Genomic DNA, 7,471 nt, shown 5'->3' with positions numbered 1-7,471 from the left:
GGCTACGGCTACACCCGTGACTACCCCGTCGAACGCATGATGCGCGACGCCAAGATCACCCAAATCTACGAAGGCACCAACCAGGTCCAACGCATCGTCATGGCCCGCCAACTCCTCAAGGACTGACCGGCTGTCCCGTGGCCCTTCCGGTCCGGACGCCTGCTGCGCAACTGGTCGCGCCGGACGGAAGCCGGGCCGTCCTGACAGCGACCCTGCCTTGGTCATCGGGGCGCGGGTGGGCCGGTCGGGCCGGCCCACCCGGCGGCGTCAACGGTTGTCGGTGCTGTTCTCCGGCTTCGCCCCGTAGCGCGGCGGCGCGGACCACGGCGACTCGCTGCTGGTCCGCCGGGGCAGCGGCTCGGTGGGGGTGTCCAGATCGGGGTAGCCCAGGGTGAGCGGGGCGGTGTCCGGCTCGCTGCGGGCCGGTGGGGGCGGCGGCCAGTCGCTCGTGGCGAAACTGGGCGGTGGCGGGGTGTCGTCGTCGGCCGGGGCCGGTTCCACGCCGGTCGCCGGCTGCGGCCAGCGCCGCCACCGCTGGGCGCTGAACACGGCCATCAGCAGCAGCAGACCGATCAGGAACAGGGTGCCGTCCTGCACCGGCTGGCGCAGCGGCAGTGGATCGCCGAGCACCTTCCAGTCGCCGGGAATCCGGTCGAGCACGGTGAACGGTGCGATGAACATCCCGACGTACGGGGTGACCAGCAGCAGCCCGGCGACGAGCGGGCCGACCGGCGAGGTGCGCAGGGTGCCGACCAGGCCGAGCAGGATGCCGGCGACGCCGAGGTAGACGGCCGGCTCGATCAGGTTGGCCGTGCTGTACGTGCCGATCTCCACCCAGCGGTCCACGGTCCGGCCCGACCCGTCCTGCCCGAGAGTGATCAACACCCACGTGACGGGCGCCACCACCAACCCGGCGAGGAAGCTCCAGAGATGTCGCATTGGCGCACCGTACCGTTTCTGCCATGACCGAGCACCCCACCACCCCTGCCGGCAAGCCGACGTCGTACTCCCGGGTCACGCTGAGTCGCATCATGACCGCTGTCGATGTCAATCTGTACGGGACCGTGCACGGTGGGGTGTTGATGAAGTTCGTCGACGACGTGGCCGGAGCGGCGGCGGCCCGGCACAGCGGCGGTACGGCGGTGACCGCCTCGATCGACGAGATCGTCTTCTCCGAACCCGTCCGGGTGGGCGATCTCGTGCACGCCCACGCCCAGGTCAACTGGACCGGCAACACTTCGATGGAGGTGGGCGTGAAGGTGGTCGCCGAGCGGTGGGACTCGGCCGAGGACGAGCCGGTCCGGGTGGCCACCGCGTACCTGGTGTTCGTCGGGGTGGACGTGGGCGGCGCGCCCCGGGCGGTCCGTCCGGTGCTGCCGGAGACCGCCGAGGACGAGCGCCGCTACAAGGAGGCCGAGATCCGCCGCGCCCACCGCCTCGCCAAACGCCGCGCGATCCAAGCCCACCGCGCCTCCTGACCCCTCGCACTCCCACCCGCTCCCCGGCCCGACCCGTCCGCACTCTCGCCCGGCCCCACCCTCCTGCCCGGCCCCGCTTTCGCCCCGCCCTGCTCCGCCCCACCTCTCGCCCGCCCTGCCCGCTCTAGCCCCGGTGATCAAGAGGTTTACGTCAGTCTCCGAGGCGAGATTGACGCTAACTTCTTGATCACCGGGGTGTGGTGCGGTGATCAAGAGGTTTGCGTCAACTTCGGGCTGAAAGCTGACCGGAATCTCTTGATCACCGAGCCCTGCCCAGTCCAGCCCGACCTCGGCACGCGCCCGGGTCGGGGTCGGGGCCGGGCTGTGTGTGCAGGTGGGGACGGATTGTGTGCGCGGGGCACGTTTCCGTGTCGGGCCCCGGTGTGGATGATGGCGCTGCGAGGTAGGCAAGATGGCGGCATGGCCGGGCACAGTGCCGTGTGGGCCTCAGGGAGGGTGGAGCGGTGGGTGACGTGCTGTGGACGCCGCCGGCGGACGTACGCGAACGGTCCCGGATCGGGGGCTACCTGCGGTGGCTGCGGGAGCACCGGGGGCTGGACTTCGCCGACTACGACGCGCTGTGGCAGTGGTCGGTCACCGACCTGGACGCCTTCTGGCGTTCGATCTGGGACCACTTCGCGGTGGTGGCGCACACCCCGCCGACGGCGACCCTGGGCGACGCGGCGATGCCCGGCGCCACCTGGTTCCCCGGCGCGACGCTCAACTACGCCGAGAACGTGCTGCGGATGCCCGGCCGGGCCGACGACGACCCGGTGGTGGTCGCGCACTCCCAGACCCGCCCGCCGGTCACCCTGACCGCCGCCGAACTGCGGGAGCAGGTCCGCCGGGTGGCGGCCGGGCTGCGTCGGCTCGGCGTCGTCGCCGGGGACCGGGTGGCCGCGTACGCGCCGAACGTCCCCGAGACGTACGTGCTCCTGCTGGCGACCAGCAGCCTGGGGGCGATCTTCTCGTCCTGCGCCCCGGAGTTCGGCACCCGTAGTGTCGTCGACCGCTGGCAGCAGATCGCCCCGAAGGTCCTGGTGGCCGTGGACGGCTACCGGTACGGCGACAAGCCGGTCGACCGGCGGGCCGAGGTGGCCGCCATCCGGGCCGCCCTGCCGTCACTGACCCACACCGTCCACGTGCCCTACCTCCACCCCGGCTCCGCCGACGTACCGCAGGGGGGCCTGAGCTGGGCCGAGCTGGCGGCGGAGACCGACGAGCCGCTGGCCTTCACCCCGGTCCCGTTCGACCACCCGCTCTACGTGCTCTACTCCTCGGGCACCACCGGCCTGCCGAAGCCGATCGTGCACGGCCACGGCGGCATCCTGCTGGAACATCTCAAGATGCTGGCCCTGCACCACGATCTCGGTCCGGCCGACCGGTTCTTCTGGTTCACCACCACCGGCTGGATGATGTGGAACTTCCTGGTCTCCGGGCCGGCCGTCGGGGCGACGATCGTGTTGTTCGACGGCAACCCCGGTCATCCCGACCTGGGTGCGCTGTGGCGGCTGGCCGAGGAGACCGGCACCACCTACTTCGGCACGTCCGCGCCGTTCCTGCTGGCCTGCCGCAAGGCCGGCCTGGTACCGGAGGACGTCGCCGACCTGTCCGCGCTGCGCGGGGTCGGTTCCACCGGCGCACCGCTGCCCGCCGAGGGTTTCACCTGGGTGTACGACACCGTCGGCACCGACCTTCAGCTCCAGTCGCTGTCCGGCGGGACGGATGTCTGCACCGGTTTCGTCGGCGGGGTGCCGCTGCTGCCGGTACATGCCGGGGAGATCACCTGCCGGGCGCTCGGCGCGAAGGTGGAGGCCCGCTCGGCCGACGGCACCCCGGTCCTCGGCGAACTGGGCGAGTTGGTGATCACCGCGCCGATGCCGAGCATGCCGGTGGGGTTCTGGAACGACCCGGACGGCAGCCGCTACGCCGAGGCGTACTTCGACGTCTATCCCGGGGTGTGGCGGCACGGCGACTGGATCACCATCAACGAGCGGGGCGGCTGCGTGATCACCGGCCGCTCCGACGCCACCCTCAACCGGGGCGGCGTACGGCTCGGCACGGCCGAGTTCTACTCGGTGGTCGAGGGCCTCGACGAGGTGGTCGACTCGGTCGTGGTGCACCTGGAGGACGACGAGGGCGGCGCGGGGGAGCTGCTGCTGTTCGTGGTGCTCGCCGAGGGCCTGGAACTCGACGACGCGCTGCGGAAGAAGATCGCCCGGGAGTTGCGTACGGCGCTGTCGCCCCGGCACATCCCCGACGAGATCCACCAGGTCAGGGCGGTCCCGCGCACCCTGTCGTCCAAGAAGCTGGAGGTGCCGGTCAAGAAGATCCTCACCGGCACCCCGGTCGAGTCGGCCGCCGCGAAGGGCGCCCTGGCCAACCCCGAATCCCTGACCGCCTTCGCCGCTTTCGCCCAGACCCGCCCCACCCCGTAACCCCACCCGCCGCCCTGCTCCCACCCCACCGGCCCTCGCCTGCCCCGGCGATCTCGCCTGCCCCGGTGATCAAGAGCTTTACGTCACCCCACCCGCTGTCCCTGCCCCAAACCTCTTGATCACCGCACCTCAGCCCCGCCGGTGCCCGGTGATCAAGAGGTTTGCGTCATCCCATCCACGAATGTTGACGTAAACCTCTTGATCACCGGGGCCAGCGCGGCCGGGGCGAGGCGGGGCCAGCGCGGGGCGGGGCCAGCGCGGGCGGGGCGGGGCCAGGCCGATCCAGCCAGCCTCACAGGCAGGGCAGGGTGTGGGTGGTGCGTTCGGTGTCGGCGCGGCCGGCGAGGCGGGACGGGTCGGCGTTGCCGGTCAGCACGACCGTCGCCCGGCGGAGCAGCGGGGCGAGCAGCCAGTCGCGCGGGTCGGGGTGGACCGCCGCGTCGACGAGCAGCCGGTCGCCGGGGGAGATGCCGAGGGCCGTCGCGCGGGCGTCCGCCTCGGCCAGCAGGTCCGCGTCGGCCGGACCACCCTGGGTGGACGGCGTGAAGTGGTCACCGTGGGTGCGTACCTCGACCACGTAGTCGGCGAACCCGGCGGGGACCTCGCGCAGCGGGGCGGCGAACGGGGCGAGCGCCAGCGCGTAGCGGTCGCCCGCCGGCCAGGCGTCCACCTCGGCCACCCGGTCGGCGGCGGCGAAGAGCACGTCCACGGCACCCGGCTCGTCACGCACCGTCAACCCGGCGGACCAGCAGCCGAGCAGCACCGCGGCGGTCTGCCAGTGCGGCGGCAGCAGCACCCCGGCCGGGTCGCCGGGGCTCAGCGCCAGCTCGTCGACGAGCAGGTTGGCGGTCTTGGCCACCCAGTTCGCCAGGGTCGCGCCGGAGAGTTCGGTGCGTTCGCCGGTGGCGTCGTCGTACCAGGTCAGCAGGGGGCGGGCGGGGTCGGCCGCGATCGCGGCGGCGAACACCCGGGCAATGTTGTCGGCCATCGGCGCGAACGATACGCCCCTGCCGTCCGTATCCGATGGCGATGACAAGTCGGCGTACGGTCGGGTCGGAGTCAGCGTCCGCGCCGCGCTCCGGCGTAGGCTTGCCCGGAGTGTTGTTCCCCACAGACCCGCCACTGCAAGGAGTCGCCCCGTGACCGCCGGTCGCCCGCCCCGCGTGCTCATCGACGCCACGAGTGTCCCCGCCGACCGAGGCGGCGTCGGTAGATACGTCGATGGCCTGCTCGGGGCCCTCGGCACAGTGTGCGGGGAGACTGTCGACCTGGTCGTGGTGAGCCTCCGCACCGACCTGGAGCGCTACGCCCGGATGCTGCCCGGGGCCGAGGTGATCCCCGCCCCGGCCGCCGTCGCCCACCGCCCGGCCCGGCTCGCCTGGGAGCAGACCGGCCTGCCGCTGCTCGCCCAGCAGGTTGGTGCCGAGGTGCTGCACTCGCCGTTCTACACCTGCCCGCTGCGTGCCGGCTGCCCGGTCACGGTGACCGTGCACGATGCGACGTTCTTCACCGAGCCGGAGCACTACGACAAGTCCCGTCGGACGTTCTTCCGCAGTGCGATCAAGACGTCGCTGCGCCGGGCCAACCGGGTGATCGTGCCGAGCAAGGCCACCCGCGACGAGTTGATCCGGCTGCTCGACGCCGACCCGACCCGGATCGACGTGGCCTACCACGGGGTCGACCAGCAGGCCTTCCACGCCCCGGGCGAGGAGGAGAAGGCCCGGGTGCGGGCCCGGCTCGGGCTCGGCGGCAGCAGCTACGTCGCCTTCCTCGGGGCCAAGGAGCCGCGCAAGAACGTACCCAACCTGATCCGGGGTTGGGCGCGGGCGGTGGCCGACCGGGAGGACCCGCCGGCCCTGGTGGTCGCCGGCGGCCAGGGGCACGACGACGACATCGACCGGGCGGTGGCCGAGGTCCCCTCGCACCTGCGGCTGCTGCGCCCCGGCTACCTGCGCTACGCCGACCTGCCCGGCTTCCTCGGCGGCGCGCTGGTCGCCGCCTACCCGTCGTACGGTGAGGGGTTCGGTCTGCCGATCCTGGAGGCGATGGCCTGCGCCGCGCCGGTGCTCACCACGCCCCGGTTGTCGCTGCCCGAGGTGGGCGGTGACGCGGTCGCCTACACCAGCGAGGACCCGGACCAGATCGCCACCGACCTGGCCGCCCTGCTCGACGACGAGCAGCGCCGGTTGTCGCTGGCCAAGGCGGGCTTCGACCGGGCCAAGGAGTTCACCTGGGCGTCCAGCGCCGAGGTGCACATCGCCGCGTGGAGCCGGGCCCGTTCCTGAGTGGTCGCTGACGGTACGGCCGAGCCGCCATCCGACCTGGGACGGTTCGGGCATGATGTGCTGATGCTCTACGCCGTCATCCCGGCGGGTGGCAGCGGCACGAGGTTGTGGCCGCTGTCCCGCGCGGGGCACCCCAAGTTCCTCCACCCGCTCACCGGCACCGACGCGTCGCTGCTCCAGGCGACCGTCGACCGGCTGACGCCGTTGACCACACCGGAGCGTGTCCTGGTGGTCACCGGCGTCGCCCACGCGGCGGCGGTGGCCCGGCAACTGCGCGGGGTGCCTGAGGAGAACATCCTGGTGGAGCCGTCCCCCCGGGACTCCTGCGCGGCGATCGCGTTGGCGGCGGCGGTGATCGCCCGGCGCGACGGGTCGGCGGTGATGGGTTCGTTCGCCGCCGACCACCTGATCCGGGACCCGGCCGCCTGGGTGCGGACCGTCCGGGCGGCGGTCCGGGGGGCCGAGCAGGGTCTGCTGATGACGGTGGGGATCACCCCGACCCGGGCCGAGACCGGCTACGGCTACCTGGAGACCGGGGAGCCGACCGGTGACGGCCCGCTGCGCCCGGTGACCGAGTTCAAGGAGAAGCCGGCCGCGCCGGTCGCCGAGGCGTACCTGCGTTCGGGTCGGCACCTGTGGAACGCCAGCATGTTCGTCTGGCGGGTGGACGTCTTCCTCGCCGAGTTGGCCCGCCAGCAGCCGGACCTGCACGCCGGGGTGACCGCGATCGCGGCGGCCTGGGGCGGCCCCGAGCAGGACGACGTCCTCGGCACGGTCTGGCCGACGCTGCCGAAGATCTCCGTCGACTACGCGGTGATGGAGGGCGCGGCCACCGCCGGCCGGGTCGCCACCGTGCCGGGCGACTTCGGCTGGAACGACGTCGGCGACTTCCACACCCTCGGCGAGGTGCTGCCGGCCGACCCGGACGGCAACGTGGTGCTGGGGGCCGACGCCAAGCCGGGGGTGCTGCTGCACGACGCCCACGACCTGGTGGTGGTGCCGCAGTCGGGTCGGCTGGTGGCCGCTCTCGGGGTCCGTGACCTGATCGTGGTGGACACCCCCGACGCGGTGCTGGTGTGCCCCCGTGACCGGGCGCAGGACGTCAAGGCCCTGGTGGACGAACTGAAGGCCCGGGGCGAGGACGGACTGGTCTGAACCACCTGACGGCCTGACCCCCGCCCGGCGGCGGTACGCTCCGACCGCCGGGCGGCCCGGCCCCAGGCGGGGGCCTGAGCGCGGTCGGCGGGCCGGGGACGCGCGCCGTCGGGCC

The 7,471-nt window shown here is 72.9% G+C and carries 7 protein-coding genes; 5 read left to right on the top strand and 2 right to left on the bottom strand.

Annotated elements, in window-relative coordinates:
• The coding region (locus H1A17_RS32705) for an acyl-CoA dehydrogenase family protein (protein ID WP_255542180.1) at positions 1–126 on the top strand (126 nt) is incomplete at its 5' end.
• 141 nt (positions 127–267) lie between these two features.
• Here H1A17_RS32705 and H1A17_RS32700 read toward each other — a convergent pair.
• Positions 268–939: a hypothetical protein gene (locus tag H1A17_RS32700; RefSeq protein ID WP_194823693.1), complete on the bottom strand. Its 672-nt coding sequence runs from the start codon at positions 937–939 to the stop codon at positions 268–270.
• Between the two features lie 23 nt (positions 940–962).
• On the opposite strand from H1A17_RS32700, the gene H1A17_RS32695 reads away from it, so the two are divergent.
• On the top strand, positions 963–1,478 hold the full coding sequence (locus H1A17_RS32695) for an acyl-CoA thioesterase (protein ID WP_145917983.1): 516 nt from the start codon (positions 963–965) through the stop codon (positions 1,476–1,478).
• Between the two features lie 464 nt (positions 1,479–1,942).
• Positions 1,943–3,916, top strand: a complete 1,974-nt coding sequence (locus tag H1A17_RS32690; RefSeq protein ID WP_145917984.1) for an acetoacetate--CoA ligase — start codon at positions 1,943–1,945, stop codon at positions 3,914–3,916.
• Positions 3,917–4,208: 292 nt separating this feature from the next.
• Here the strand turns inward: H1A17_RS32690 and H1A17_RS32685 are convergent, their stop codons facing one another.
• Positions 4,209–4,904, bottom strand: coding sequence for a TIGR03089 family protein (locus H1A17_RS32685; RefSeq protein ID WP_145917985.1), 696 nt, complete (start codon positions 4,902–4,904; stop codon positions 4,209–4,211).
• Positions 4,905–5,055: 151 nt separating this feature from the next.
• On the opposite strand from H1A17_RS32685, the gene H1A17_RS32680 reads away from it, so the two are divergent.
• Both H1A17_RS32680 and H1A17_RS32675 read left to right on the top strand, forming a co-directional pair.
• Positions 5,056–6,201 (top strand): glycosyltransferase family 1 protein, encoded by a 1,146-nt coding sequence (locus tag H1A17_RS32680; RefSeq protein WP_145917986.1) that lies wholly within the window; start codon positions 5,056–5,058, stop codon positions 6,199–6,201.
• Between the two features lie 63 nt (positions 6,202–6,264).
• Positions 6,265–7,356 (top strand): mannose-1-phosphate guanylyltransferase, encoded by a 1,092-nt coding sequence (locus tag H1A17_RS32675; protein ID WP_145917987.1) that lies wholly within the window; start codon positions 6,265–6,267, stop codon positions 7,354–7,356.
• Positions 7,357–7,471: the final 115 nt, after the last annotated feature.

This window comes from Micromonospora sp. S-DT3-3-22 (assembly GCF_015354745.1).
GTDB lineage: Bacteria > Actinomycetota > Actinomycetes > Mycobacteriales > Micromonosporaceae > Micromonospora > Micromonospora wenchangensis.
The sequence above is the reverse complement of the archived record's forward strand: the minus strand, read 5'-3'. Positions and strand labels throughout refer to the sequence as shown.

What these genes read in the sequence shown, in the direction of transcription:
- H1A17_RS32700 (WP_194823693.1), bottom strand. Translation starts at nt 939, where the DNA reads ATGCGACATCTCTGGAGCTTCCTCGCCGGGTTGGTGGTGGCGCCCGTC.
- H1A17_RS32695 (WP_145917983.1), top strand. Translation starts at nt 963, where the DNA reads ATGACCGAGCACCCCACCACCCCTGCCGGCAAGCCGACGTCGTACTCC.
- H1A17_RS32685 (WP_145917985.1), bottom strand. Translation starts at nt 4,904, where the DNA reads ATGGCCGACAACATTGCCCGGGTGTTCGCCGCCGCGATCGCGGCCGAC.
- H1A17_RS32675 (WP_145917987.1), top strand. Translation starts at nt 6,265, where the DNA reads ATGCTCTACGCCGTCATCCCGGCGGGTGGCAGCGGCACGAGGTTGTGG.